Source organism: Variovorax sp. MSC1_012 (assembly GCF_023667525.1).
GTDB classification, from domain to species: Bacteria; Pseudomonadota; Gammaproteobacteria; order Burkholderiales; family Burkholderiaceae_C; genus Variovorax; species Variovorax beijingensis_B.
On the sequence record NZ_JAMOZJ020000002.1, the window covers coordinates 597,338 to 622,922 of the forward strand.

Sequence of the window (25,585 nt, forward strand, 5' to 3'; positions counted from 1 at the left end):
CGTAGCCGCTTGCTTCGTTGCCATGCAGTCTCCTCGTTGCGAGTGCCGAGTAGTTGAGCACTTTCGGAATCGCTTGCCTGTACGGCTTTCGGCATAGAACTGGGTGAAAGACACCGGCGAGGCCTTTGTCGGCGGCGCGGTGTTCCCGCCGCTCGACCGCATGGGCGACGCGGCCGTGCACCTCGCGAGCATCAAGCCGGAAGGTTCGCCGCCGGCGATGAAGATCCTGCTCCACTTGGTGGTATGCATCGCACGCCAGCGCATCCGCATCCGCATTCGGAATCGCTACTTTCTGCCCGACAGCGACGCGATCGGTGCGCTGTGCGAGGCGGCGAAGCGCGGCATTGACGCGCGGGTGAGGGTGCCGTCGACCTGCATGTCCGCGAGCCGACGGCTGATGCCGTCCTTCTTCGGCTGCGCGAACTCGGCGTTCGTACCGCAGAGTCGTAACGGTATACCCGCCTTCGGCCAGGACCCGTCATTCGGCGATGCACCACAATTTGCCGGTTTGCAGTCGTTCGCCCCTCTCCCCAAAGGTACCGATGCCACTTCAGTTCTTCGACGCATCCCTGGTCGGCCCCACCTCGAAGCGCGAGCTCGATGAGATGAGGGAAATGGTCCGCGCCGATTCTCCTTCCTTCGAGTTCGACCCAGCCTACCTGCAGGTCGTCGCGGAGTTCAACGGTGGCAGGCCCTCAACGAGATACTTTCACACGCGCAATGGTCAGCTTGCTCCACCGATAGAACGCTTCCTCCACTACACGGCCGGTCATGACCTTAAGGACCATCAGCTCGGATTCTTAAACGCCAATGTCTTCTGGTCCGCTCTGGAAAATCGTCTCGGGACGCTTCTGCCGTTTGCCGTGCTGGCAAACAACGATGCGCTTTGCTTCGACTGCGGCTCGGGCGAGTCGCCGGTCGTCCTCTGGAGCAACGAGCGGTCCGTAGAGGACGAGCCGTCATACGAGCATGTAGCGGATTCGTTCGACGACTTCTGCGCAGCACTCTCGTCCGTGGCCGCCGAGTGACCGCGATGCGCCGGACTCGGCGACCTTGGAGCGGCGCCGAAGCTCCCTCCCAACCGGCTGAGATGTTCAGCCAGACCGTTGCATCGACCGGTTAAATCCGCCGCCAAAACCGGACGTTGGACATTGGCATCAATTCGCATGGATCTTATGGCTACAAAGGACGACCTGTTTGAGGACATGGCGAGGGCACTGGAAGCGTGGACGACAGCCGCGTCGGAAGCCCTCACCGACGCCCAATCCGACCTTGTCTGGGTAGAAAACGAGAAGCCGTATCGCGAGATTCAACACGCCCTTGCCGCCGCTGGACTGGCAAGAGAAACTCTGGCGACGGTCCTATCGGAGTGCTTTCGGGGTCTAGGGCATTCGTTCCTGGTTGCAATGGACGGCGGCACGGCTCTTGCCGAGAAGGGGCGCCTCTACGTGGTTGATGAACACGGGCGCCGAATAGGCGAAGGCCTTCACGATGATTTCGTGGGATATCTCATGGACACCGGACGGCTGCCGAAATAGGACCTCCGCGTGCGGTCAAGAACAGGCCTTCGCAAGAACCCAGCAAACCGATGAACAACTTCCCTGTGTTTGCGCTTCTGATAGCTTTTGTCGCCGCGGCGCTGTTGTTCGCCGGCCTGGTCATCGTTGGCTGCCTTGTCGCAGCGGCGTTGTATCCCCGCGGCCATCCGTCGGCAGACCGACTGCGAGCGTTCGCTGGGCGATTGCCTCACCTGGTCGCCCGTGGTGTCATGCATTTCGAGGGGCTCGCCTTCATACTCGTCTTGGCGATTTTCACAGTTCTGACGGTGGTCTATTCCTGACTTCGCCAGTCAGGACGGAATGCGGCCACAACCTACCGTTCGTGAGCCGAAGCGAATCTTCTGAGAAGCTGTGATTCCATAGGCTTGAAGTGAATCAACTTGGTGCCCAGATGAAACTCGAACGATTTGATGAGGGGCTGCATCACCGGCACATCGTTGCCTACGATCCTGTCTATAGCGAAGTCTTTGCCGAAGTGCGGGAGTTCGTTCGCGAGGTCCTCGAAGGGGTGGAACTGGTGCACATCGGCAGTACGGCGGTTGAAGGCCTGCGCGGCAAGGCCATGATCGATGCTGTGGCGATCACGGCACGGCAGGATCTTCGAGACGAACAACGCGCGTTCGAGCGGATGGGCTTCCATCGCCGGCCGGTATGGGTGGACACGGACGAGAAACCATACGTTTGCGCATCTGTCGTTCACGCTGGCCGGCGTTTCAACGTCAATGTGCACATTTGCCACCGTGGCGATCCTGTGCACAAGGATTCGCTGGCCTTCATGGATATCCTCGGTCGTCGGCCCGACCTCCGCCAGAAGTACGAGGAGGCAAAAGACCGAGCTCACTCAATAGACCCGGGCGACCCGCAGGTCTACAACAAAGAGAAAGAGGCGGTGATCAGGGAAATTGAGGCCCTGATCGATCGCCGGTAGATCAACAGCGACGGTAGACGGCCGGAACCAGTCGTTCGCCCGTCCGACAGAATCCGGCCATAACCGGTCATCCAAGGCGTCCTCTCAGTTCGATACAAACCGCATATGTACGACGACCTCCTGAAGCTGAAAACGCCCGAGAAGCTCTTGGGAAATCTAACGCCCGTCGACGAGACCAAACTCCGCAGTAGTCACCCGGACCTACCAGACGACTATGTCTTTTTCCTGAGTCGTATTGGCGCCGGGATGATTGGGCAAGGCCAATACAGCCTCTATACCGGTCTTGCGGAGCCAAGCTTCATCTACGGCGACCTACCACCTCAACTCGTAGGCGTACTTCTTTTTGGCGACGACTTCCAAGGATTCAACGCGGGATTCCGCACCAACTCTTGGGAGGTGGTGGAGGTGGACCCTCTAGATCGAAGCGTGCACGTCGCGGCCCCCACCTTCCAAGCCTTCATCCGGGGCACAATCAATAACCTCTTATAGAGGGCCGCGCGGCTAGCAGCTTTCGGCCAATACCGGACGTTGCCCGAGCACGGTCAACCCGCGTGCGAGATAGCTAGTTGCGACAGCATGTCTTGTCGGAAGCACAGTACCATTCCGCCGTCATCCGACACACCACCCTAGTCGGACCAAATACGACAATAGCGACAACCTAGGGTGTTCACCCGAATGGAGCGACCCAATGTGGAGCATCTTGGCCGATCTGTGCATCGGCTTCTTCGAACTTGTTATGGATGTCTTGGTGTTCAGGCGTCAGCGCAGCAAGCACGGTCGCAGTCCCCGCAGTGTTGCCAAAGACACGTTCGAGGTCGCACGCTTCAATTTCGTCACGTTGATTTTCATCGGGCTGGTCTGTGCCGGGTTGATGCTGCTCCTGGCCTTCGGGTTTGGGTTGTCAGTCGGCCTAAGCGTCGGGATCGGCATCACCGTGGGAGCGTTCTGGGGAGTCTGGCAATACTCCCAATTGGTTCGTGAGCGATGAGCGCGTCGCGCCGCTGATCCCTTCCCCGAACTAAGACGGCCTTCGCCGACGGCATGGGCGTCGTCGGCGAACGTTCCGAGCTCGACAGAAAAATCGCGCCACTCCCGCCGAGCAACTTGGCAAACAGATTGAGGGGGAAGTTGGATGGTTGCGCGACCGGCTACAGTCGGCCAGAACCGGTCGTTGGTACCGCAGGTTAAATCACCCGGATAGCGGACGTTCAATCCCTGTGACTACGGGTATCAAATGAGTTTCTACAGCAAACGCAACATTGCCAACATATTCATCCTTTTGGGGTTGGTCCCCAGCGTGTTGTGGCTAGGACTTTTCGCGATCAGCGGGGCACTGGCCCCGTGGGTGGCCGCCGGCGTCATCTGGTTAGGCGTTCCTCTGTGTTTTCTGAGCCTCCTGATTTCCGGCAGTGCGTGGGTATGGGCGCAGGATCTTGCAAAAGCCAATCCTGAAGAATGGAGAGGTGCTCATCGTGTCCCTGGATGGATCGCGGCCGGTGTCGGTTGCCTTGCAATCGGCGCAGTGATCGCCATCAACGTCCAAGGTTCTAGGACGCCTGACAAACTCCCGTCTCGATCAGTCCAGTTGTCGGCGGAGGAAAGTGCAGAGGTCGAACGGCAGGCGAAATCAAAGATTGAACAGTTGACCGGCAAATCTCATTCGCCGAACTCACCCACTCGCTGATGGCGGATGCGGCCAGAACCGGACTTCCGCATGAGAACAATGCCACCACACGACCAATCTCGATTGCACTGGGGTTACCTTCACGAGGTACGCGTCCATCCAGATGGACTTCACAGTTGCCAAGCGCTCGGACCAGCCGGTGATGCCGCTAGACGCATGGTTGGCGAGAGCACCTGCGTGTGGGTGTTTTGGGCGCGATGTCATCTCGACGCGATGAATGTCTACTACGACTTCACTGACGGAGGAACGTACAAGAGCGATGAGCCCTGCGATCGAGAAGACTACCCTTCGGCTTGGTACGTCGAACAGGAAGCGTATCTCGCCATCATCTGCAGACCGCGGAGTAAAACGGCCGAGTAGCTTCTGCTTGATCGTCGACGCAAAAAAGGCCAACGTAGGGCGGCTTTGGAGAACTCTTTACAGCCGCTCAGGGGCGCCAGGCGCCCCCACTGGCGCAAAGTTTCGATCCCTACTGCATAGGAGATCGACATGGACGCTCTCACCGTCTCAGCCCCACGGCCGCCGTGGAACAAGCACAAACTCGTCGGACAGAAGCGGCCTTTCAAGCTCAAGGAAATTTGGGCGATCCGCACTCGGCTCCAATTGTCCCGTCGTACGCGAGACCTTGCACTTTTTAATCTCGGAATCGACAGCAAGCTCCGGGCATGCGACCTGGTGAAGCTGCGGGTCCGCGATGTTGCCAACGGCGAGCGGACGGCCGCACGGGCGAACGTGGTTCAGCAAAAGACCGGGCGACCGGTCCAATTTGAGCTCACCGATCCGACGCGGGAGGCCGTGTCCAGCTGGATCAATGTGGCCCACCTTCGTTCCGAGGACTTCCTGTTCCCGAGCCGGGTGCATTCGTCGCCGCATCTCGGGACCAGGCAGTACGCCCGAATTGTTGATGGGTGGGTGGAAGAGATCGGACTGGATCCGGCCGAGTACGGTACGCACTCAATGCGCCGGACCAAGGCGTCGTTGGTCTACCGCCGAACGAAGAATCTCCGCGCGGTGCAGCTCCTGCTCGGCCACACCAAGCTCGAGAGTACTGTGCGTTACCTCGGCATCGAGGTCGAGGACGCACTGGAGATGGCTGAGCAGACGGAAGCCTGATGAGATCTTGGCACCCTGAATGAGGGGTGCCAGGTCGAGGGCAAAATGCAGCCAAGACCGGACCTTCGCGGCCAATCAAACGTCCATTCATGAACAGCTACGTCCTTGCTCTCGATCTCGAAGGCACCCTGATCTCAAACGCGATGAGCCAGATACCGCGGCCCGGCCTGGCTGAGTTCCTGAATCGTTGCGCTGAACTCTTTCCCCGCATCGTCATGTTCACCACTGTCAAGGAAGAACGATTCAGAAAGATCGCGCGCTTATTGGTGGAAGAGAGAATTGTGCCTTCCTGGTTCGCGGAGATGGAGTACATCACTTGGCACGGCGCGACGAAAGATCTCCAGTTTGTCCCCGGCGTAAGTCCACACCAGGTGTTGCTGGTCGACGATTTTGAGAAGTACGTTCATCCCGGCCAGGAAGCACAGTGGCTGGAAATTGAACACTTCGATCATCCCTACAGTTCAGCGGATACCGGCCTCGCCAAGATGCTCGTCACATTGGCGGCGCGTATTTGATCGATGATCGTTGTGCATCGGTGCGGAAAGAATCGGCCAGTAAGAGACCTCCGCTCGGCGCGGTGGGAAAAGCAGAATTGACGAGGAAGAATCCATGGGAGTCGCACAAGCGGGAATTGCCTTTCGGCCAACCACCGAGATTGCAGACCTGAAGAGATTTGTCTCAGAGCTGCTTGACGACCGATATGAGGAGATCCCGCACCCGAATGTGCGGGAGTTTGATATCCGCCACGCCGGGGATGTGATGGTCCAGGATTTCGGGGGCGCCGTCTTCATATGCAGCGATGCACTGGCGTGGAAACATCTAGAGGATCAGAGCAGCGACGTTAGCTCGCTTCATCAGCGCCTCGGGTCTCCGGCGGCATTCATGGTCTTTTGCAACTACGACTCAGGCGGAAGCTACGGCTACGCGCTTGTCGAAAATGGCTTGCGAAGGCGCTCTCGGCTTCAAACGACGGGCGTATCTCGATTGCCACCCCTGCTTGAACATGGGCAGCCAACCATCATCGAACAGAGATGGCTCTCGGCAAAATGGTATCTAGAGGATGACGACTGCCCGCCCGAAGAAAGGCAGCGTGTTTTCTACTTGGAGAATCCCAGGGTCGAGGTCGCCGAGTATTTTCTTACTCAGCAGATGCTTGGCGACATATTGATGGATCAGTATGGCGTGTGCCCTTGGGATACCACGACAGAGCCGATCTACCATTTTTTTAGGGTCGGCTCCAACATTCCGGATGCGGAGACCGAGCCGACATCTGAGAAGCTCCCCAGATCCGAAGCAGCCGAGCTCTCCAGCAAACAACGACGTCCCTGGTGGCGATTTTTCCGTGCGCGCTAGTCATCATTCCCTGAGAACCTCGTCCAGGGGCGGGTAATCGAAACCAAGGCAACGTCGCGCCGTCCATGACACTCAACGAATTGCGCAAATACCTCGTAGATCAATACCCGAGGCCCTGCTTGCGCGTGCGAACACGCTTATCACCGACCGCCGAGGCTACGGAACAATCAACCTGCAGCCTTGAGTCGGCGATGGCGGTGAAAGAAGCCGGATTCATCGACTAGTTCGGCGTTTGGCCCCCTCGATGGCGGCGGTGCAGGTGTGGCAGGATGCGGCCAATAGCGGAAGTTCAACCAACCCCCCAGCACTGGTCTATATGTGGCCCTTCAGAAAACGCGTAGAGGCCTCGCCGGCACACACCATCCCGCCTTCAGAAAAGGTCGTAGAAGCCACGGCCGATCCCGGCGCTCGGGTTTACTGCCATGTTGAGTTCGAGTCGAGTGGCGAGAAGTCCTTACAGCGGCTGACGGAATTCTTTGACCTCGTGAAGGCAGCGAAGGATAGCGATGAGCCCGCCGATGAATCGCACCTATTGGCTTATCTGAGCGATGGTGAACGCTCCTACTTTTCGAACCTTACCCCGGAAGAAGTGGCTGAGTGGAACGAATATTGGTTCTCAACGCCGCTTCCAAAGCGGCATTCCCCTGAGATGCTGACTCCGCAGTGGGATTTCGCTTCCATGCTTGATGCATTCTGGAATGGGGACTACGACCTCATTGCAATCAAACCGCGAGCGACACGGCATGTATTGGAGTTCAGCCCCCATGGCTATCCGTACGGCGGCACCGGCAGTCTTGTTGCGCTGGTCGAGTGTTTCGGCCATCGAGTTGTCGGCGTTGATGATGGAACGGGATATGAGAAATACGTGCCACGCACGAACATCTGGAAGCCGTCTGCCAGCCGTGATGTCTGACCTCGTATCGCGCCCGCACCTACTTGGCTGCGGCCACTCGCGGCGACGAAGGACCACATTTTTTTGAGAGGAACATTGTGGCGCTTTGGGCTCCTGATGCTCTCGTCGAACTACGGTTGTTCCCCTCGCACGCAGGCGGACGGGCGGGGCCGACTTCCACCGCCTGGTGGGGTTGCCCGCTCAGCATCGATGGTGAGCTTTTCGACGCGAGATTCGACCTTTCCGAGATGGAGCCGCTTTGGCCAGGAGAGTCTCGCGTCGTCCCCGTGAAGTTTCTCAGCCTGAATCTCGTGAGGCCTCTCATTGCCGAGGGTCAAGAGTTGCGCGTTTGGGAAGGACGATGCATCGGGGAGGCCACAGTTTTGACTTTGTGCTGGTAGGCTGCCCTCGGCCAGAACCCGTCATTCAAAACCGCCCTCAAAAATGGACATAACACGCATCCAGCGCTCGGTCTTCTACCGCTATCAGCACGTGACCGGTCCAAAGTGCGTCCTGGTTTCCGTTCGATTTGGAAAGGCGCCGCCGAATGGCCCAACGTTGATTCGGCTACTCGCGATGGATCGAACGGAAGCCGCAGTCCAGTTTGACCTGTCGAATCACGTGTCCGAGATACTGGCTGGTGTGGTTCGGGCAAACTCTGAACTTGGAAGCCGCCTTGAAGTTGAGGCGATTGAGGTCGTCCCCGACGACTATCCAGGAAAGGGCCAAGCCGAGCACGTCGCCTATCAAATCGCAATGGCCGTGGGTCGGGGCGAGGTATAGCGGCAGTCGGCCAGAACCAGCCAGTCGACATGCGGCGGGATTTTTCATGCTTTACGAACTCAAGAATCTATTTGCGAACGTCAGGAAAGAAAATAAATATCGACCAACGGTGAGGTCGATAGCCTTTCTTGGCATGCATGGCGACGGCCAGCAGTGGTACTTGCAAGTTCGCTTTTGCGATTTCGATGCGATGGACATTGAGGGCGACCATCTGATATTCAGCCTCCAGGAGGCGATGGACTATGCGCGAATGGAGTATGGAGTTTTGGAGTCCGACTGGCGGCTATTGCGATCCGACGAAGTTAACGCAATCCCGACCTTCATCGCAGGGAAACGAGTCCACCGAAACAACGACTGAGGCTGCTCCATGTTGTCGCCTTGGCTCGCACCCTCGCTTGGCTGTCGACTTTGGCACGGCGGGTTCGGACGGGTACTATCGGCCAAGACCGGTCGTTCGGCGCGAGCACTCAATTTCATCGAAATGTTCATTCGCTTTGTAATCCACAGCAACGACATCGACTCCGGACGAAGGCAAGGTTTGTTTCAGGCCCTCGGAGAACTCGAGATACAAGGGTTGCTTCTGGAGCACGAAGTTGAGCACTACTACGAACTTCGTGACTGGTTCCGAAAAAATCTTTGCAAGCCCGTGAGCTTCACTCGTTCATCAAAACCGCACGCCAAGAAGGTGGCGCTGAGTTGGTTCAAGGACACTGCCACTGAACACATCGGCATGATGCGCGGCTTGGCTCGGGTATTGGAAGCGCACGATGTGATGGTTGAAATCTTGCATAGCGACCGGCCTGGCTACGTTGTCTACGAGGACGAATTTCAAGTCGCGGCTGAACCGTTCAACGAAACACTAACCTAGCTAATCACTGTCATTGGAGGTCATGTTGAAATCCATCATCCTTTCGGCGCTGGTCTTGATAAGCTAGGTCGCCATGGCGGAAACCGTCCAAGTCAAGTATCACGGCAGCATTTCACTTGACGCCTTCGCGTGCGAAGACGTTAAAGACAGTGGTGACGTTTCGCGCATTTGCTACGACAAAGCAGAGCGGTACATGGTGATTCGGCTCAAGACGACCTACTACCACTACTGCGAAATCGACGCCGCTACCGTGCAAGGTCTCCAAAGGGCCAGTTCGAAGCGGCAGTTCTTCGAAACCCGCATGCGCGGAAGCGGTGCGGATGGACCATTCGACTGCCGGACGCACCCTGTCCCGAAGAAGTATCAATCTAGATGAAAGCAGATCAATTGCGGGAAGTGGGTCCACCCATGCATGCAGCCGAGCGGGGCGCAAGCTTCGCCGCAAGCGCGGCGTAGCCGTTGGCGCATTGCGAACTAAGAGAAAGATAGGACCCATGAGAACGATCATCCGACACGTCTGCCTGGTCAGCAGTCTTGTTCTCGGTGCAGTCGCGCACGCCCAGGCACCAGTCTCTACCGCTGCCTTGAGAGACTTCGCGAAATGCGATGCGAGCTTCTTCACGGCGCTCGGCAAGGAAATGGCTGAATGGAGCGCCGTAGCACCCATGAGCGGGAACGGCGAGGCGGGCTGGGTCAGGGTGGCCAACCGCAACAACAGCGAATACCGCCATCTGAAGCGCGACAACCAAGTCGTCTTTGCGCCCACTCCGGCACCGGGCGGCGTGCCGCTACTGTCGTACTTCGATCAGGCCGTCGATAGCGGTACCGGGTTCCTGCGGTACGAATGGGGCTTCACGGCGAGGGGGCGTGTGGAGGAGGTGATGCAACGGCTTCGCCCTATCTTGGGCGAAGGCCTCGAGGCCCGGCCAGGCTTTGCTGGCGAGACCGAATACGTCCGCATCGAAGGCAAGCTCCCTGGCGCGACATGGGCACCGATTCCCCAACGCAAACTGGAAGATCCCCCTTTCGAGGGGATCGCCCGATCGTTCATTGTCAAGAGCGACCCGGACAGCCGGCCGAACCCCGTGGTGCGTATGCAATGCATGCTGTCCGGCCCAGTGGATGCCAAGACGCTGAGCGCGTCTCGGCCCGATATCGATCCGAAAACCTATCCGGCTCAACCGACGCAACAACCGTTCGACGCTGTCGCATTGCCTTCCGACCTGCTCGATGCCGTGAGCCGAGCCGCGCCGGCGCAGTCGATCTGGCGACCCAAATTCAAGCGCCTGAGCTATGCCACCCGATCCGTCATGCGAATGGCTTGGCCGGGCAAACCGGTGATTGGGGAATTGCAGAGCGTGATGCGCCTGGTGGCCCACGACGACGGATCTGTGCAGACCGAGGAAAGCCACATCGGCCCAGAAGGAAGCCCTGCCGTTGGCTCGCGGCATGTCTCACTTGCGGGCGTTCTGCCCCTAAAGTCCCAAGGCGGCCCCGCGAGCGATACGACGGTCCGCATCACCCGATTGACGGCCATCGTGCTACCCGCGGCCCTCACGCCCGGCGCGAAGCTCCGGTTCGCCACCGAGAGCTACGGCGCGGTTCCCGGCCCCCAAGGATTGGCCACGTCCTACGTGCTGAGCTGCGAGGCGAAGCAGGCCAGCGAGGCGGCGGCAATCTTCCCGAACTTGACCGGGCGGGCCATCGGCCTGTCCTGCCTGTACCTTGCGGGCGAATCCCACGCCACCGTCGAACTGGCCTTCCTCGAAGACCTGGGCATCGTTGTCCGACTCGGATATGACTCCGTGACAACCGGCTCCTTGCAGTCCACTTTCGTTCGATTTGACATCGACAGGTAGCGTAAAGGCTAAGGGCTATAGGCTATCGGCCAACAGCAGTCATTTGGTGCTACCCAGATCCATTTGCAAAAGACACGTGAGTTCAGATTCATGGCCGCGTACTCCAGCCTCTATTTCACTGATTCGCCCTTGCCGCCAGCAACTGGCGCCTTAGCTGATTCCAACGAGCCGTACCTTCAATCAAGATATCACCTGCCCCTCTTTTGGCTTGCTATGTACGAGCAAAGGGATCTGACGGTTCTCACCGCAGACGAGAACGGAGACGCCTGGCCCTATCTCGTCAAGCGACGGCTCGACGCGATGGAAATGCTTGCTTCTCGTGAAAGCTGGCTTGTCTCCCACTTCCCTACGCTGGATCGCGCATGGCTGAACGCATTTCAGTCCATGCTCAGTCAAAATTCTTCTGACTATGTTCACTTCGATACTTCAGATATCGGAGGAATGCTGGGCTCAGCTGAAGACTGGCTACCAAAGCTTTCGGCCTATCTGAAGATCTTCGACGTGCCTCAAGATCAAGAAGACCAGAACGAATCGTGGAGGATATTTCGACAAATAGAAGGCTCATTTTCTGGGGCCAGCGCGCATGAGTCTTGGGCCTTTTGCGGAACCAGTGATGATGGCAACATGGGCTGGGAACGCTAAGCCGACATCAGATGCAATCCATCGGTGTGTATTTCGGTTGTTTTGCGTGGCCTTCGGGACTGAAGCACCGGTTCTTGCAATGGCTACAGTCGACCAAGACCGGTCATCCACTTGAGCAACTGGCCCTTCTTGCAGGATCCTATAGATGATGCGTGAGCCCCCCTACCCGGAGATCTACTGCGACTTCAACGCAAGGATGAGCGACCGTGGGTATCACTGGAGCGAATGGGTTCAATTCGGGACTTGAGCAAGTTAGGCCTCACGCTGGAGAAGCCGTCGGCAAACGCTTCACGTTCGTCGCGGACGATGCGGACAAAAACGGCGTTCCTGATGACATCATGTCCAACGGTGTAGTGATCAAGGATGTTCGTTGCGTGCTTGATGGCATTGCCGTGCGCAGTTGCGGTTTACTTGATTGCTGTCACGAACGCGGGTGCAGTGGTCCTTCTGTGTGGGGCGCTGCTCGTCGCAACGGCGTGGTTGCTGTCCGCATGCGTCTTTCCGGCTTGGCTACAGGTGGACCGAGTCGATACGCCTGCATGAGGTATCTCTTCGGTGACTGAGGAAAGGTCGCTTCGGAGGCGGATGCAGTTCTGCTCAGCACTCCTTTTGCACTGACAGCCCGTACGGCTACAGTCGGCCAGGACCCGGCGATGCACCACAATTTGCCGATTTGCAGTCGTTCGCCCCTCTCCCCAAAGGTGCCGATGCCACTTCAGTTCTTCGACGCGTCCCTGGTCGGCCCCACCTCGAAGCGCGAGCTCGATGAGATGAGGGAAATGGTCCGCGCCGATTCTCCTTCCTTCGAGTTCGACCCAGCCTACCTGCAGGTCGTCGCGGAGTTCAACGGTGGCAGGCCCTCAACGAGATACTTTCACACGCGCAATGGTCAGCTTGCTCCACCGATAGAACGCTTCCTCCACTACACGGCCGGTCATGACCTTAAGGACCATCAGCTCGGATTCTTAAACGCCAATGTCTTCTGGTCCGCTCTGGAAAATCGTCTCGGGACGCTTCTGCCGTTTGCCGTGCTGGCAAACAACGATGCGCTTTGCTTCGACTGCGGCTCGGGCGAGTCGCCGGTCGTCCTCTGGAGCAACGAGCGGTCCGTAGAGGACGAGCCGTCATACGAGCATGTAGCGGATTCGTTCGACGACTTCTGCGCAGCACTCTCGTCCGTGGCCGCCGAGTGACCGCGATGCGCCGGACTCGGCGACCTTGGAGCGGCGCCGAAGCTCCCTCCCAACCGGCTGAGATGTTCAGCCAGACCGTTGCATCGACCGGTTAAATCCGCCGCCAAAACCGGACGTTGGACATTGGCATCAATTCGCATGGATCTTATGGCTACAAAGGACGACCTGTTTGAGGACATGGCGAGGGCACTGGAAGCGTGGACGACAGCCGCGTCGGAAGCCCTCACCGACGCCCAATCCGACCTTGTCTGGGTAGAAAACGAGAAGCCGTATCGCGAGATTCAACACGCCCCTTGCCGCCGCTGGACTGGCAAGAGAAACTCTGGCGACGGTCCTATCGGAGTGCTTTCGGGGTCTAGGGCATTCGTTCCTGGTTGCAATGGACGGCGGCACGGCTCTTGCCGAGAAGGGGCGCCTCTACGTGGTTGATGAACACGGGCGCCGAATAGGCGAAGGCCTTCACGATGATTTCGTGGGATATCTCATGGACACCGGACGGCTGCCGAAATAGGACCTCCGCGTGCGGTCAAGAACAGGCCTTCGCAAGAACCCAGCAAACCGATGAACAACTTCCCTGTGTTTGCGCTTCTGATAGCTTTTGTCGCCGCGGCGCTGTTGTTCGCCGGCCTGGTCATCGTTGGCTGCCTTGTCGCAGCGGCGTTGTATCCCCGCGGCCATCCGTCGGCAGACCGACTGCGAGCGTTCGCTGGGCGATTGCCTCACCTGGTCGCCCGTGGTGTCATGCATTTCGAGGGGCTCGCCTTCATACTCGTCTTGGCGATTTTCACAGTTCTGACGGTGGTCTATTCCTGACTTCACCAGTCAGGACGGAATGCGGCCACAACCTACCGTTCGTGAGCCGAAGCGAATCTTCTGAGAAGCTGTGATTCCATAGGCTTGAAGTGAATCAACTTGGTGCCCAGATGAAACTCGAACGATGTGATGAGGGGCTGCATCACCGGCACATCGTTGCCTACGATCCTGTCTATAGCGAAGTATTTGCCGAAGTGCGGGAGTTGGTTCGCGAGGTCCTCGAAGGGGTGGAACTGGTGCACATCGGCAGTACGGCGGTTGAAGGCCTGCGCGGCAAGGCCATGATCGATGCTGTGGCGATCACGGCACGGCAGGATCTTCGAGACGAACAACGCGCGTTCGAGCGGATGGGCTTCCATCGCCGGCCGGTATGGGTGGACACGGACGAGAAACCATACGTTTGCGCATCTGTCGTTCACGCTGGCCGGCGTTTCAACGTCAATGTGCACATTTGCTACCGTGGCGATCCTGTGCACAAGGATTCGCTGGCCTTCATGGATATCCTCGGTCGTCGGCCCGACCTCCGCCAGAAGTACGAGGAGGCAAAAGACCGAGCTCACTCAATAGACCCGGGCAACCCGCAGGTCTACAACAAAGAGAAAGAGGCGGTGATCAGGGAAATTGAGGCCCTGATCGATCGCCGGTAGATCAACAGCGACGGTAGACGGCCGGGACCAGTCGTTCGCCCGTCCGACAGAATCCGGCCACACCCGGACATTCAATCCTTCAGCCTCGCGCCATGAACACCGCCCACATCTCCGCCACCGACGTTCCACTGAATGTGCAGGGTCTGCCGACGCTCTACGGGTCCAAGGGAAGCTGGTGTGCCTGGGTGACAGCCTTGCCATTGCCCCATACCGCGCGTTTTCGCGGCGCAACCGCACTGGCGGCGTCGCCAGGCTATGCCAAGGCCGACCGGATCGCCGAAACTGGTGAGGTGACCGTTTACCTCGAGAACGACGATGGGTCCGACCACGCGCCCGATGCGGCGATGATCGAAGCCGCACGCTGGCTGCTCGAGAACGATGCGGCCTTTTTCCGTGCAGTGCTGGAGGCCATGCTGGCTGATCTACCGTCTCTGCACGCCATCGAGAACGCGACCGTCCTGGCCGACGATGCGTTCCGACTGCCCGAGCGCTGGGACGAGGCCACGCTGTTGCCCTTGGTTCGGCTCAACAACATCAATCTATACCCCGTCCTCGGTGCGCCCTATATCGGTCTGGACTTCAGCTGCGCCTGGGAGGACGAGCATGGTTATGGGCTGATGATGGCAGGCACCGAGGTCGTGGAAACGGGTGGTGCCGACGTGGGCGCGCTGGCTTGGATCGCCGCGCGACATGCGGAAGGGCGGCAATCGCAGTGATGGAGGCGCCGTACAGCGGGGTGAGGCGCGGCATGGCCAGGGACGGCAACTGCATCACCGAATTCAAGAACCGTTGGCTTCACCGCCGGGCAACTGGAAGGAGTCAGGCCCCGGGAAGCTCTTGTCGGGTCTGAGAATCGGACGCTTGTGGAGCGACGCGAAGCTGATGCAGCATGCGGCCCCGATCACGGGAATCAACCACACCAGAGCCAGCTGGAGCCTGCGTTGCAGTGGCGAGTAAAAATCGCTGCGCAATATCGCGACCGTTGCAATCAGATTGCCTGCGAACACCGCGACCGCAACGAACGCGAATATGAAGTACATATGTCTAGGCAAAGCAGCTTCTCCAAGAGCTTCTTGGGAAATGTAGCCAGGGGTGCGCGCCGTCGTCAACCGATCGGCCGGTTCGTCATAGAGGCAGCCACGAACATCCATCGGCAGCATGCGGTCCAGCGACTGCTTCAGAGAAGATCGAACTTCGGCTTCGGGCCCAAAGCGGTCATCGAGCGTGCTCGAAAATGGTCTACGACCTCAGGCGCCAGATATGCATCGTCCGTTTCCACCGCCTCTGTCTCAGTTGGCGTGGCGATACCCGTTCTCAGACGCTTGGCCCTGACTTTCCGCCGTCGTCGCGCTTTACCTGCAGCACACCTGCGCTGCCGTCCGGTCTCCCGCTACAGCAGACCTTTGGCAGACGCCTTCAGCGTTGCGGCCGCGCGGGTCGAGCAGCCGAGCTTGCGAAACACACGTTCGACATGGGTTCGCACCGTACTCGGGCTGATGCTCAGCACACGAGCGACCTGCTTCGTGTTGTCGCCCCGGCTGATGCAGCGCAGGACTTCAAGTTCGCGCTGGGAAAGCGACGGATCGCCCGGCGCAGGTGCAGCGGGCTTCGCAGGCGTTCCCGACAGGGCGCAGGCCAGCAGTGCAGTGATGACCTCCTGGTCGAAGCGGCCTGCCTCGACGTCCTCGTGCATGCGATCGAGCGACTGTGCTTCGGTCAGTTCCGGCCGCCACGGACGGCGGGTGCGATGCGAAACCCACTGCTCGGCCGCCGCGACGATCTGTCCTTCGAGCGGCATCGACATGCCGGAGCGGCCACGGAAGTAGCCGGAGCCATCGCGCCGCTCGAAGGCGAACGATGCGATCTCTGCTTCGGCCGCAAGGCCGTCGATCTGCCCGGCGGCGCGGGAAGTCCAGTACGGCACGAGCCGCAGGCGCTCCATCGACGAGGCCGGCAACGGTTCGGGCGCGTTCCAGATGGCGTTGGGAACCGCTGCGCGCCCGATGCCATGGATCAAGCCGGCCTTGTACATGCGTTGGCGCAACGGTTCGTTCATTCCCAGTTGCGTGCCGCAATCGCGCGCCAACTTGGCCACGCGACGCGAGTACCCCGTCATCCAGGGAAGCTTGAGATCGCTCACGTCGCCGACGAGTTCCAGCCCGACGCGCCGAAGCATCGAAGCCGGCTGGTCGGCGACGCCGGTCCACGGCGCGGCGGGAGAATCCAGCAGCTTCATCCACTCCCGGGCGTGCGGTGAGCTGGCGTCGACGAGGAAGTCCGGGTAGAGGCTGTCCGCGCGTCCCCGCGCCAGCGCGAGGGCTTGGTCGAGCCCGTAGAGGCGGCTGAAGATCTCCAGGTCGCTCGCCAGGGCCACGACATAGGTCGCAAGGGGCACGTCCTTGCCCCGGAGGATGCCGGGAATGCCGCTGCCATCGTAGGCCTCGAAGATGGCGCGCAGTGCCGCTTCGACATCGGGACTCAAGCCGAGCATGCCCGCGATGTCGCCTGCAATCTCGCAATGGATATGGGCCATCGCAACCACTGCCCCGGGGATGGGCGCGCGGTGCGGCTGATGCAGCCGCGGCTGCGGGGATGCCAGAAGGGCTCGCCGGCCGAGCACGTCGTCCTCCAGGAAGTCCGCGAACTCCTGCGCATTCGCCGTGCAACCCGACCAGCGCAGCAGCGCAACGTGCCGCGCGGCCTCGACCTGTGGCGCGTTGCAGCCGGCTTCCGTCGCGATCATCCCCGCCAGCCAGGCTGTACGCAGGGAATGGTCGATCGGCTGGCCCATGCTCAGATCGCCGATGAAGGCCAGCGCGCGGGCCGCGTCAAAAACGGTGATGGTTGTGTCTTCAGGCATGGCATCACTGTGGCGGGCGCACAGCATCGCACAGTCCTCGTGCGGGTGCCTGTCGGTCATCCGACCGATACCGCAGCCGGCGGCGCAGGACAAGAATCGTTGCATCCGCCTCGCTCGATGCGCGGAAAGCTCTCATCCCCACAGCCTTCGCCCCACATCCATGTCCGACATCATCCAGCCTCATCTTCAGCGGGCCGCCTGGCTGCGCAAGCTCTACTTCATTCGTGCGGCCTTCTCCTTCGCATGGGTCGCGCTGGCCTTCGCCACGGCCAGGCAATCGGCCGTCGCGACGGCCGCCCTGCTGATCGTCTACCCTGCATGGGACGCGCTGGCGAACCTGCTGGACGCCAGGATGGCGGGCGGCACCAAAGCCAATCCGACTCAAATGCTGAACACCTGGATCAGCACGATAGTCGCAGTTGCGGTCACGGGCTCGCTCGTGCTCGGGCACCAGATCGTCCTGGTCATCTTCGGGATCTGGGCCATTGCTTCAGGCCTCCTGCAGCTGGCGACAGCCATTCGCCGCCGCAAGAGCGATCGTGGGCAATGGGCCATGATGCTGAGCGGCGCACAGTCTGCGCTTGCCGGCGGCTTCTTCATCGCACAGCAAGGCGCCGGCACGTCGGTCGTCCAGACGCTCAGCGGCTATGCAGCGGTTGGCGCCGTGTACTTCCTGATCTCCGGACTTGTGATCCTATTTCGCAAACCGGATGAGAGGCCCGTAAGCTCGCCCGGCTGAAGACCTTGTGGCTTGCCTGCACATACTTCAAGAGAACCCTCGTGAGAGCTTCGGGGGTCAGCCGCGGAATATCGTGTTGCGCATGCCAGCAAAGGCGCAGCAAGCATCGAGCCACAGGCCGCAGCACGCTTGCGCTTCTGGTGAAATTGTGGCGTTGAGGCTGAAGCCTCCGGATTCGCTCAGGTGATGCCGTGCCTTTTCAGCTCGGCATCTTCGTCCCCGGTGATCCAGCCGAACACCTTGCCCTTGGCGCCGTCGATCCGGACCAGATACACGTTGGTGAAATCGATCAGCTTGCGTGCGCCGTCGACCTCGTAGGTGGCGCGCCAGTCGACGTGCACCAGGCCATGGAACTCATCGATCGGCGTCACGCGCAGATCGCTCACTTCCATCTTCTTCGTGCCCATCTGGCGATAACGCGCGAAGCCGCCAGCCATCACCTTCTTGAGTTCATCGTCGTTCCTGCCCGACATGATCCCGGATGGCGATGCAGCGATGAACGTGTCGGTGTACAGGTCGGCAATGGCTTCAAGATCGGGCTCGGCGGTCAGCGCGTCGTTGAAATGCCGCGCGTACCGCTCGAACAGTTCTTTCATCGCTTGCTGCATCCGCATGATTCGTGCTCCTTCGGATAGTGGCCGGCAGTCCGATTCGTGCCAGGGGCAGGCCGGCCGAAACGTGAGCGCCAAGATCGAGGCGCGCGCCGCTGCGGCTACGCCGGCGCCGTGCCCTTGACCGCCCACGCGAGCGCGGCATAGGAGCGCGCGCCATCGGCTTCGCCGTCGAGGTAAGCCGCCTCGACCGCTTCGCGCAGCCTGGAGCGCGCCTCCGCATCGAGCGTGGCGACGTATTCCGCGCCGGGCCCGTCCTTGCCCTCGAAGGGCGCCCAGTAGTCGGCGAACGATGCGAACTCCATGCGGATGGCGAGCGTCGTTTCTTCCACGCCCTTGAACCCCGCATCGCGCCAGGCCCGGGCCAGTTCGCCGGGCCGAGTGAGGGGCCGCGTGTAGTTGCGGGCGCGGCGGGCGCCGGCCTCGGGGTCGAGCACGGCGGCGGTGTCGAAGAACATGCGGTTGGCAACCCAGCCGCCGCGCGCGTCCCACACCGCTGCGCCGACCACCGCGCCGGGCCTGGCGACGCGGCGCATCTCGGCAATGGCCTTGCCCGGTTCCGGCACGAAGTGCAGCACCAGCAGCGAGAGCACGCGGTCGAAGCTTTGCGCCGGGTACGGAAGCGAACACGCATCGGCCACCTCGAAGACGATGCGCGCATCCTCGTTGTGGCGCCTGGCATGTTCGATGTAGGGCAGCGCGATGTCCACGCCCCGCATTTCGCCGGCGCCGGTGCGGCGGGCCACGGCGAAAGTCAGGTGGCCGGTGCCGCATCCGACGTCGAGGATGCGGTCGCCATCCGCGGTGCCGACAAAGTCGAGAAAAGGCAGCGCGAGGAGGCGGCTCCAGCGGCCCATCAGCCGTTCATAGCCATCGCCGTCGGCGGCGACGAAGGTCGAGGACGTGGTGCTCATGGCAATCCCTCCGCACGGCCGGGCGCATGGAAGAGTGCCGTGCAGGCCGATGCTATGCCTCGGCCGATGGCTGCGTCAACGCCGGCGCGCCTGCCGGTTTTCTACAGTCCTCGTCTTGGCGCTTTTTGCAGCAGTTCCGCAAGCTGCCCCTTCCACCAGGTTGCCTGTCCTGTGGTTCCGTGCCCGGTGGTCCGGTCGCTGGCCGGAATCAGGTAGTAGCGGCCATTCTTCACACGCTTCATTTCACGTTCCATGATGCCGGTCTCAGGCGGGTTTCGCTCGTCGTCGGCGGCGTTGATGGCGAGGACGGCAGCCTGGATGCGTTCCAGCCCGGGGGACGGGTTGTAGTCGGCGGACGCCTCCCATTGGTAGAGGATGTCGTTTGCGTCCGCAGTGAAGGGCGCACCCAGGCGCGTCTCCAGCAGCTTGTCGGCCTGGGCACGCGTCGGCGCAGCCTTGTACATCGCCAGGTTGCCGCCGTTGGTGGCGGTGGCGAAGAACACGGAGGCAAACTGGGCGCTGCGAGGCTGGGTGGTGTAGTTGCCGTTGTTCCACTCCGGATCCCTGCGGATGGACTCGGTCAGCAGCCGGCGCATCATCCAGTTGCGGCTGGACATCTCGGTCGGCTGGCACGCCATCGGCACCAGTGCGTCCATCGCGTCAGGGTGCTTCACGCCCCACATCCAGGCATGCATGCCCCCCATCGAATTGCCGATGATCGCCCGGAGGTGCTTGACGCCGAGGTGTTCGGTGACGAGCCGGTACTGTGCGTCCACCATGTCGTCGTAGTTGTAGCGGGGAAAGTTGGCGCGCAGGCCATCGGAGGGACGGGCCGACTTGCCGGTTCCCAGACCGTCGGGAATGATGATGTAGTAGCGGGTGGCATCGAGCGGCTGGCCCACGCCGAACAGCTCGCCGGCAAATGCGGGCGTCAGCATGCTTGCTGCCGAGCCGGTGGTTCCATGCAGGATCAGCACCGGCTCGCCGCTGGGCGCGCCGATGGTCACGTAGTTCAGGCGCAGTTCCGGCATGACCTGGCCGGTGTGAAAGCGAAAGTCCTTGGCGATCCAGCTGCCCTCCTTCGGCGCCGGGTAGTCGGCGGCCCGGCTCGTCAAGGCGAGCATCGCGAGGCAGGAGTACAAGGCGGCTCGCAAGGCGAACCGGTTGAAGTGTGGAATAGCGGGCATGCCAGTCTCCTATGGTTTGAGCACAATTTACCGCGAAAGCCGCATTTGCCATGCCATGAACTCTCTTCTGGACACTCACCATGACCATCACCATCACCGCCTTTGAACGGTCGCCCGACGGCGGCAAGGGCCTGGCACGCGACACGCGCGTGCGCTGGGCACTGGAGGAAGCCGGCCTGCCCTATCAGGTGCGCCTGGTGTCCTTCCGCGCGATGAAGGAGGCCGCGCATCTGGCGCTGAATCCCTTCGGCCAGATCCCCACCTACGAGGAGGGCGAGCTCGCGCTGTTCGAGACCGGCGCCATCGTGCTGCACATCGCCGAGCGCCACCCGGGCCTGTTCCCCGCCGATGCCAACGCAAGGGCGCGCGCCATCACGTGGATGTTCGCGGCGCTCAATACGGTCGAGCTTTCCCATCCTCGAACTCGTCACAGTCAAGCTGGCGGAAGGCGACAAGCCCTGGAAGGCCGCGCGCCTGCCTCTCGTCGAGGACCGGGTGCGCGCCCGACTGAATCAACTGGCTGCCCGCCTCGGAGATGCCGACTGGCTCGACGGCGGCTTCAGCGCGGGCGACCTGCTGATGGTGTCGGTGCTGCTGCGGCTTCGGCCCTCCGGCCTGCTGAACGAGTTTCCCAGCCTGGCCGCCTATGTCGCGCGCGGCGAAGCGCGGCCAGCCTACCAGCGGGCGTTCGCCGCGCAGCTGGCGATCAACGCTGCTCCCTTGCCAGGGAGCTGACCGGACGCCTGTGCAAGGCTTCGCATGTCGAATCAGGCCCAGCCACGCCAATGGCCCCCCTCTCCGCTATAGTGGCCGAGAGAAGACATCCGGATCTGATCCCAATGCTTGATGCACTCGTTTCACCCTGGTCATGCGTTGGCGCTGTCGCCGGGCTGCTGATTGCGATGCTGATCTACTGGGTTGTGCCTGCTGACATAGATACCGTCGAGGTCGGCGCATGGCTGGTTGGTATTGGGTGGGCTGCAGGTCTTGCATGGGATCTCATCGGCTCCGAGCGCCGAGGTAAGCGGTGAAACCGGGCGATCCCCCACCCCGGGGTTCGGCTCTGATCGTGACCGCCCGACCAGAACCTCAATTGGGCATCCCACACGGCGCCGAAACCGGTTCGGTGCGCGTTTGATCTGTGCAGGCAGGATTGCCTCAGGTCTTCTCGAAAGCAGGCCTGAAAACCGTGGCCGCGAAATCCTCGAGCGTCGTCGGAGTGATCTCGGTCGGGCCTTTGTCGTACTCGCCATCGAGGCGTCCTGTGGAGAAGGCCGTGCTCATCTCCACGAGCTGCGCGGCGGCGTGCGCGGAGAAGCCCTGCTGCACCAGCGCTGCCCTGCCCTCTTCCGGGTCGGATTGGACATACGCGAGATCCGGCTTGCCAATGGCCGCGCCGAGCAGCGCCGTGGCTTCTTTCATCGTGTAAAGGCTCGGCGCGCGCAGATGGAGCACGCGCTTGCCCTTGCCTGAAGGCGTACGCAACTCGCGCGCCACGACTTGCGCGATGTCGGCGGTTGCCACCATCGGCAGCGGTGCATCGGGCGCAGTCATGTCCGCATACACGCCGATGGTCCGGAGCATCTCGATCGCGATCAGGTGGTTCTCGAAGAAGTAACCCGGCCGCAGGTGCAGCACGTCCACGCCGGCGAGTTCGTCCAGGCGCCGCTCCTGCCGATGCAGGCCCGCGATCGGGCCGTTCCCCGAGCCCAGGTGCGCGCCGACGCTGCTCAGATTCACGACGCGTTTCAGGCCAGCCGCAGCGATGGCGCGCGCGATTGCATTGCCCAGCCGATCCTGCTCGGCCGCCATGTCGTGCGCCGCGTAGTCGGTAGGGATCATCGTGTAGGCAGCCGTGGCGCCGGCGAATGCCTGCGCCAGGAAGCCCGCATCGCCGATGTCGCCAGCCGCGATATCCGCACCCGCAGCCTTGACGGAGGCGAGCGATCCCGCATTGCGACCGACAACGCGTACCGGTGTCCTGTGTCCAAGCAGCAGTGCCGCGACTTTGGACGTGATGTTGCCGTTGGAGCCGAGGAGCACGTACATGGCAGTTCCCTTCATGGGTGATGTTGCGATGGGTGCCATGGTGCGCGTGGCGGTTGTTTTCAGAAAGCGACTGCGGGAGAATTCATTGTCCAGTTCTGGAGAACAATCGCGTGAAGGCTCCTGCCATCTCCTTTGCCCGCCTGGCGGCCTTCGTTGCAGTCGCCGAGGCTGGAACCTTCACCGCGGCCGCCGAGCGCCTGAACACGACCAAGTCTGCAGTCAGCCAGGCGGTAGCGGTGCTCGAGCGGGAGCTGGGCACGCAGCTGCTCCAGCGATCCACGCGCAAGCTCGCGATCACCGAAGCTGGCGAGGCATTTCTCTCCGACTGCCGCCAGCTGCTGGCCGGTGCCGAGGCCGCGATGGAGCGGGCACGCAGCGGGCACGCGCAGCCTTCGGGGACATTGCGGCTCACCAGCCCCCAAGGATCGGCCGGCATGGTGGCCAGCTGGATCGCGAACTACAGCAAACGCTATCCCGCAATGCGCGTGGACTATGTGCCCACGGACCGCAAGCTCGACCTGATCGCCGAGCACTTCGATCTTGCGATCCGCGTCGGACCGATGGCCGATTCCGGCCTTCGCGCGGTGGTGCTCGAGGAACTCGGGCTTTGGACTGTCGCGGCGGCCAGCTACCTTGCCCGGCATGGCACACCGCGGAAGCCTTCGGAGCTTGCGGGCCACGAGTGGATCGCGCTGTCGCTGCTGCCCGCCCCGTGGTCCATCGATTTCGAGCGCGGCGGCCGCAAGGTGCGTGTGAAACTGCGCGGCTCGATATCAGCAGCGAGCACGGACGCCGTGCTGCAGCTGGTGAGCCAGGGCGCTGGCATCTCCTTCTTTCCCAGCACGGCAGATCTGCGCGCCGAGGTGGAAGACGGGCGCCTCGTTCGCCTTTTTCCCGGCTGGGCGTCGGGGCGCATGTTTCTCTACGCGGCGTATCCGGGCAACATCGCGCCTCCCGCGAAGACACGCGCCTTCATCGATCTGGCGAAGGAAGCAGTGCGATCTGCGGGTTCGTAGGGTCCGGCGGGCCGAAGACGGCTGGCTTCGCAGCACAATGGCCCCGATGAGCACGCACCATCGAGCTCACCACTGGCCGCAACCGGCCGGAGCTGACGCTTGGAGTCCTATCCGCAACAAGAGGCCTGTATGGATTCGCCACTAGGAACCGTCATCATCTACGCCAGAGACATGCAAAAGGCTGCTGCTTTCTATGCCCGGCATTTCGGCTTCCTTACCAATGGTGAGGTCATCGAGGGCCTGATCGAGTTGAAACATCCGGGCGGCGGCGCTGGCATGCTCATCCATCAGGCAGCCAAGTCCGTGAAGCTTGGTCAAGTAGGCGTGAAGCTGAGCTTTCATGTGAGCGACGTGGCAGCCTTTGCCGCACAAGCCAAGCTTCGAGGTCTCGTATTCGGTACAGTGCACGAAGCCAATGGGTATGCGTTCGCGAATGCCAAGGACCTCGACAAGAACTCCATCAGCATCTCGAGCCGAGCGCATCGTGCTACCGCGGCTTGATGGCAATTGACGGCCAGGAGCGGTTCTTCGAGAATTGCCATGAACATTGAACACCTGGACCTTGAGTTGCCCGCTTGGGCCCTGCCTCCCTCGCTCTCGCTCGTTGAGGAGTACGAAAGAGAGTTTGACCTCAATCTCCCTGCGGACTATCGCGGCTTTCTTGCAGCCCATGGGGGCGCACTGGTGAATGCAACCTGTCCATTTATGGAGCCTACACCGCTTGGAGATGTGGCCCCTGTTGATCAGTTCTACGGATTCATGCAAACAGGTCGGTCCGATGATGTCCGCCAAGCTACGAGGATGATTGATGGAGCACCAGATGTTGTTGCGGTTGCTTCTGATCTGATGGGCGGCATGCTGTGGATGAAATGCACAGGGGACGATACCGGCTGCATCTATTTTCATGACCCACAGCAGCGCTGGACTTGGCCTGATGAACAATTTCGTCGGACTTTCCAGCTGGCGCCGTCCATTGAGCGTTATTTGGAGTTGCGTACGGCAAGCTCCTTACCGAAGAAGAGGCGTGGCTACGAGAATGTGTACCTTGTTGCCCGGTCATTTAGCGACCTCATCGAAAAATTGGTGCAAGTCGAAGACGTCGCCTAACCAGCTTCGAAGCCGAAAGCCGGCTCATGGCCCATGCGTTGCGTGACCTGAATGGTGTCTGCTTTCGCGAAGCTCCAAGGGCAGTGTTTGGCCGCAGTCTCCTGGATCGCAAAGAATCGCCCCTCAGAGCAGGACGGGAACGATCGAATACGTCAGCGTCGATGAAGCGATGCGGGCGAGTCCCACCTACACACAATGGTCGTTCGTGCCTGTCGGGCACTAGACCAACGAGCAAGATTTCTTAGTTCTAGCAAGGGAGCTTCTATGGATTTCGAGTCGCTGCTGGGGCGGCAGTTGAAGGACGACGAAGTTGTTGAAGTATTGGATGCGCAGGACATGCAAGTCATCTACGATTTCGACCGGTCGCACGAGAACCTTGAGGATGCTTATTGGGCTGCAGCACAAGCCTCCGGTTTTCAGTTCCGATTCGACCAAGACCAGAAGCTAGACGTTGTTTTTCTCTATATCGAGGCCAGCGAGGGTTTCAGGCCTATTGCGCGTGACGAAGTGAGCATCCCCTTGTATGAGAGCTTCGATGAAGCGAAGCAGGACTTCACGCGGGAGAAAATTCCTTTCAAGGAGAGCCCGGGAGAAAAATGGTGGATCAAAGGCGATTTTGGGTCCAACACACGGCACTATCAGTTTCGGGACGACACGCTGTTTCGTGTCACGCTGAGCACCAAGGCGGCATAGGCCTCCAGAATGAATCATCAATTTGACGAGTTGAAGATTGCTCTCCTGTCGGCGACGGAGGTGCACTACAGCCGG

The 25,585-nt window shown here is 60.7% G+C and carries 34 protein-coding genes and 1 pseudogene; 28 read left to right on the forward strand and 7 right to left on the reverse strand.

Annotated elements, in window-relative coordinates; translation table 11 throughout:
• Nucleotides 1-103 precede the first annotated feature (103 nt).
• The 12 genes from L1081_RS28240 to L1081_RS28295 all read left to right on the forward strand — a co-directional run bounded on the left by L1081_RS28240 (nt 104) and on the right by L1081_RS28295 (nt 7,550).
• The gene (locus L1081_RS28240; protein WP_489417928.1) at nt 104-604 is read left to right on the forward strand and encodes a hypothetical protein; all 501 of its coding nucleotides are present in this window, start codon (nt 104-106) and stop codon (nt 602-604) included.
• Nucleotides 605-614: 10 nt separating this feature from the next.
• Nucleotides 615-1,028: an SMI1/KNR4 family protein gene (locus L1081_RS28245; RefSeq protein ID WP_489417929.1), complete on the forward strand. Its 414-nt coding sequence runs from the start codon at nt 615-617 to the stop codon at nt 1,026-1,028.
• Nucleotides 1,029-1,175: 147 nt separating this feature from the next.
• Nucleotides 1,176-1,538 (forward strand): hypothetical protein, encoded by a 363-nt coding sequence (locus L1081_RS28250; protein ID WP_209502996.1) that lies wholly within the window; start codon nt 1,176-1,178, stop codon nt 1,536-1,538.
• 50 nt (nt 1,539-1,588) lie between these two features.
• On the forward strand, nt 1,589-1,840 hold the full coding sequence (locus tag L1081_RS28255) for a hypothetical protein (RefSeq protein ID WP_145746485.1): 252 nt from the start codon (nt 1,589-1,591) through the stop codon (nt 1,838-1,840).
• A gap of 110 nt (nt 1,841-1,950) precedes the next feature.
• Nucleotides 1,951-2,487 carry a GrpB family protein gene (locus L1081_RS28260; protein ID WP_489417930.1) on the forward strand — a complete coding sequence of 179 codons (537 nt, stop codon included), beginning with the start codon at nt 1,951-1,953 and terminating at the stop codon, nt 2,485-2,487.
• Nucleotides 2,488-2,592: 105 nt separating this feature from the next.
• Entirely contained in the window at nt 2,593-2,976 is a 384-nt protein-coding gene (locus tag L1081_RS28265; RefSeq protein WP_489417931.1) for a hypothetical protein, read from the forward strand.
• 199 nt (nt 2,977-3,175) lie between these two features.
• Nucleotides 3,176-3,475: a hypothetical protein gene (locus L1081_RS28270; protein WP_489417932.1), complete on the forward strand. Its 300-nt coding sequence runs from the start codon at nt 3,176-3,178 to the stop codon at nt 3,473-3,475.
• A gap of 246 nt (nt 3,476-3,721) precedes the next feature.
• Nucleotides 3,722-4,171 carry a hypothetical protein gene (locus L1081_RS28275; RefSeq protein WP_489417933.1) on the forward strand — a complete coding sequence of 150 codons (450 nt, stop codon included), beginning with the start codon at nt 3,722-3,724 and terminating at the stop codon, nt 4,169-4,171.
• Between the two features lie 489 nt (nt 4,172-4,660).
• The gene (locus tag L1081_RS28280) at nt 4,661-5,284 is read left to right on the forward strand and encodes a tyrosine-type recombinase/integrase (RefSeq protein ID WP_489417934.1); all 624 of its coding nucleotides are present in this window, start codon (nt 4,661-4,663) and stop codon (nt 5,282-5,284) included.
• An 89-nt stretch (nt 5,285-5,373) separates the two neighbouring features.
• Nucleotides 5,374-5,799: an NIF family HAD-type phosphatase gene (locus L1081_RS28285; protein ID WP_489417935.1), complete on the forward strand. Its 426-nt coding sequence runs from the start codon at nt 5,374-5,376 to the stop codon at nt 5,797-5,799.
• A 94-nt stretch (nt 5,800-5,893) separates the two neighbouring features.
• Nucleotides 5,894-6,637 (forward strand): hypothetical protein, encoded by a 744-nt coding sequence (locus L1081_RS28290; protein ID WP_489417936.1) that lies wholly within the window; start codon nt 5,894-5,896, stop codon nt 6,635-6,637.
• Between the two features lie 244 nt (nt 6,638-6,881).
• Complete coding sequence (locus tag L1081_RS28295) at nt 6,882-7,550, forward strand: hypothetical protein (RefSeq protein WP_489417937.1); 669 nt, start codon at nt 6,882-6,884, stop codon at nt 7,548-7,550.
• Nucleotides 7,551-8,096: 546 nt separating this feature from the next.
• On the opposite strand, the gene L1081_RS28300 is transcribed toward L1081_RS28295, so the two are convergent.
• Nucleotides 8,097-8,360, reverse strand: coding sequence for a hypothetical protein (locus L1081_RS28300; protein WP_489417938.1), 264 nt, complete (start codon nt 8,358-8,360; stop codon nt 8,097-8,099).
• On the opposite strand from L1081_RS28300, the gene L1081_RS28305 reads away from it, so the two are divergent.
• The 9 genes from L1081_RS28305 to L1081_RS28345 all read left to right on the forward strand — a co-directional run bounded on the left by L1081_RS28305 (nt 8,359) and on the right by L1081_RS28345 (nt 15,050).
• The gene (locus L1081_RS28305) at nt 8,359-8,670 is read left to right on the forward strand and encodes a hypothetical protein (RefSeq protein ID WP_489417939.1); all 312 of its coding nucleotides are present in this window, start codon (nt 8,359-8,361) and stop codon (nt 8,668-8,670) included. The two genes, L1081_RS28300 and L1081_RS28305, sit on opposite strands and share 2 nt — an antisense overlap.
• Before the next feature lie 9 nt (nt 8,671-8,679).
• Nucleotides 8,680-9,180 carry a hypothetical protein gene (locus tag L1081_RS28310; RefSeq protein ID WP_489417940.1) on the forward strand — a complete coding sequence of 167 codons (501 nt, stop codon included), beginning with the start codon at nt 8,680-8,682 and terminating at the stop codon, nt 9,178-9,180.
• Nucleotides 9,181-9,253: 73 nt separating this feature from the next.
• A complete protein-coding gene (locus L1081_RS28315; RefSeq protein ID WP_489417941.1) occupies nt 9,254-9,556 on the forward strand; it encodes a KTSC domain-containing protein in 303 nt (100 codons plus the stop codon).
• A gap of 118 nt (nt 9,557-9,674) precedes the next feature.
• Nucleotides 9,675-11,039, forward strand: coding sequence for a hypothetical protein (locus L1081_RS28320; protein WP_489417942.1), 1,365 nt, complete (start codon nt 9,675-9,677; stop codon nt 11,037-11,039).
• A 90-nt stretch (nt 11,040-11,129) separates the two neighbouring features.
• Nucleotides 11,130-11,681 (forward strand): hypothetical protein, encoded by a 552-nt coding sequence (locus tag L1081_RS28325; RefSeq protein WP_489417943.1) that lies wholly within the window; start codon nt 11,130-11,132, stop codon nt 11,679-11,681.
• A gap of 653 nt (nt 11,682-12,334) precedes the next feature.
• The gene (locus L1081_RS28330; RefSeq protein WP_489417944.1) at nt 12,335-12,874 is read left to right on the forward strand and encodes an SMI1/KNR4 family protein; all 540 of its coding nucleotides are present in this window, start codon (nt 12,335-12,337) and stop codon (nt 12,872-12,874) included.
• 561 nt (nt 12,875-13,435) lie between these two features.
• On the forward strand, nt 13,436-13,687 hold the full coding sequence (locus L1081_RS28335; protein WP_145746485.1) for a hypothetical protein: 252 nt from the start codon (nt 13,436-13,438) through the stop codon (nt 13,685-13,687).
• Nucleotides 13,688-13,797: 110 nt separating this feature from the next.
• Nucleotides 13,798-14,334: a GrpB family protein gene (locus tag L1081_RS28340; protein ID WP_489417945.1), complete on the forward strand. Its 537-nt coding sequence runs from the start codon at nt 13,798-13,800 to the stop codon at nt 14,332-14,334.
• Nucleotides 14,335-14,426: 92 nt separating this feature from the next.
• Nucleotides 14,427-15,050 (forward strand): DUF6985 domain-containing protein, encoded by a 624-nt coding sequence (locus L1081_RS28345; RefSeq protein WP_489417946.1) that lies wholly within the window; start codon nt 14,427-14,429, stop codon nt 15,048-15,050.
• Between the two features lie 63 nt (nt 15,051-15,113).
• Here L1081_RS28345 and L1081_RS28350 read toward each other — a convergent pair whose 3' ends face one another.
• Nucleotides 15,114-15,494, reverse strand: coding sequence for a hypothetical protein (locus L1081_RS28350; protein ID WP_489417947.1), 381 nt, complete (start codon nt 15,492-15,494; stop codon nt 15,114-15,116).
• A 230-nt stretch (nt 15,495-15,724) separates the two neighbouring features.
• Complete coding sequence (locus L1081_RS28355; RefSeq protein ID WP_489417948.1) at nt 15,725-17,194, reverse strand: HD domain-containing phosphohydrolase; 1,470 nt, start codon at nt 17,192-17,194, stop codon at nt 15,725-15,727.
• Nucleotides 17,195-17,354: 160 nt separating this feature from the next.
• On the opposite strand from L1081_RS28355, the gene L1081_RS28360 reads away from it, so the two are divergent.
• Entirely contained in the window at nt 17,355-17,933 is a 579-nt protein-coding gene (locus L1081_RS28360) for a DUF308 domain-containing protein (RefSeq protein ID WP_489417949.1), read from the forward strand.
• Nucleotides 17,934-18,112: 179 nt separating this feature from the next.
• Here the strand turns inward: L1081_RS28360 and L1081_RS28365 are convergent, their stop codons facing one another.
• The 3 genes from L1081_RS28365 to L1081_RS28375 all read right to left on the reverse strand — a co-directional run bounded on the left by L1081_RS28365 (nt 18,113) and on the right by L1081_RS28375 (nt 20,645).
• Entirely contained in the window at nt 18,113-18,547 is a 435-nt protein-coding gene (locus L1081_RS28365) for a DUF6841 family protein (protein WP_489417950.1), read from the reverse strand.
• 98 nt (nt 18,548-18,645) lie between these two features.
• Entirely contained in the window at nt 18,646-19,458 is an 813-nt protein-coding gene (locus L1081_RS28370) for a methyltransferase domain-containing protein (RefSeq protein ID WP_489417951.1), read from the reverse strand.
• A 101-nt stretch (nt 19,459-19,559) separates the two neighbouring features.
• On the reverse strand, nt 19,560-20,645 hold the full coding sequence (locus tag L1081_RS28375; protein ID WP_489417952.1) for an alpha/beta fold hydrolase: 1,086 nt from the start codon (nt 20,643-20,645) through the stop codon (nt 19,560-19,562).
• 80 nt (nt 20,646-20,725) lie between these two features.
• On the opposite strand from L1081_RS28375, the pseudogene L1081_RS28380 reads away from it, so the two are divergent.
• Nucleotides 20,726-21,380: pseudogene (locus L1081_RS28380) on the forward strand (glutathione S-transferase N-terminal domain-containing protein).
• Between the two features lie 104 nt (nt 21,381-21,484).
• The gene (locus L1081_RS28385; RefSeq protein ID WP_489417953.1) at nt 21,485-21,676 is read left to right on the forward strand and encodes a hypothetical protein; all 192 of its coding nucleotides are present in this window, start codon (nt 21,485-21,487) and stop codon (nt 21,674-21,676) included.
• 127 nt (nt 21,677-21,803) lie between these two features.
• Here the strand turns inward: L1081_RS28385 and L1081_RS28390 are convergent, their stop codons facing one another.
• A complete protein-coding gene (locus tag L1081_RS28390) occupies nt 21,804-22,694 on the reverse strand; it encodes an NmrA family NAD(P)-binding protein (protein WP_489417954.1) in 891 nt (296 codons plus the stop codon).
• A 110-nt stretch (nt 22,695-22,804) separates the two neighbouring features.
• Between L1081_RS28390 and L1081_RS28395 the strand changes: the two genes are divergently transcribed.
• The 4 genes from L1081_RS28395 (at nt 22,805) to L1081_RS28410 (ending at nt 25,510) form a co-directional block, all read left to right on the forward strand.
• The gene (locus L1081_RS28395) at nt 22,805-23,710 is read left to right on the forward strand and encodes a LysR substrate-binding domain-containing protein (protein WP_489417955.1); all 906 of its coding nucleotides are present in this window, start codon (nt 22,805-22,807) and stop codon (nt 23,708-23,710) included.
• Nucleotides 23,711-23,839: 129 nt separating this feature from the next.
• Nucleotides 23,840-24,211 carry a VOC family protein gene (locus L1081_RS28400; RefSeq protein ID WP_489417999.1) on the forward strand — a complete coding sequence of 124 codons (372 nt, stop codon included), beginning with the start codon at nt 23,840-23,842 and terminating at the stop codon, nt 24,209-24,211.
• Between the two features lie 39 nt (nt 24,212-24,250).
• A complete protein-coding gene (locus L1081_RS28405; protein WP_489417956.1) occupies nt 24,251-24,817 on the forward strand; it encodes an SMI1/KNR4 family protein in 567 nt (188 codons plus the stop codon).
• A 264-nt stretch (nt 24,818-25,081) separates the two neighbouring features.
• A complete protein-coding gene (locus tag L1081_RS28410; RefSeq protein WP_489417957.1) occupies nt 25,082-25,510 on the forward strand; it encodes a hypothetical protein in 429 nt (142 codons plus the stop codon).
• Nucleotides 25,511-25,585 lie beyond the last annotated feature (75 nt).